This window comes from Pseudomonas sp. E45-MNA-CIBAN-0222, assembly GCF_040310405.1.
In the GTDB taxonomy this organism is placed as follows: Bacteria; Pseudomonadota; Gammaproteobacteria; order Pseudomonadales; family Pseudomonadaceae; genus Stutzerimonas; species Stutzerimonas stutzeri_AC.
In genome coordinates, this window is sequence record NZ_JBEOPU010000177.1 from 1 (window position 1) to 253 (window position 253).

Here is a 253-nt window from a genome sequence, read left to right on the forward strand (position 1 = left end):
CCGGAATACCGCTGCCGCCATCGACCGCCGGCTCGCCGGGCCGGATCTCGAGTTCGCCGCCGTGGTTCCACGGTCCGACCAGCGGCGCCGCGTCCGGCTGCATCCGGAAGTACACGTGGTCATACGGCGTCTTGGGCGGCAGCTTGCCCGGCGGGAAATTCGCGGTGATCGCATACAGCGCCTTCTCGAACGACATCTGGTGCGACACCTCGCGCGTCATCAGGAAGCCGAGCGCGTCGCGAATGTCCGGATC

Annotated in this window: 1 protein-coding gene; it reads right to left on the bottom strand. The window is 68.0% G+C overall.

From position 1 onward, the window contains the following. A partial coding sequence (locus tag AAEZ08_RS23235; RefSeq protein WP_500125221.1) for a manganese catalase family protein occupies nucleotides 1-253 on the bottom strand: 253 nt, incomplete at both ends.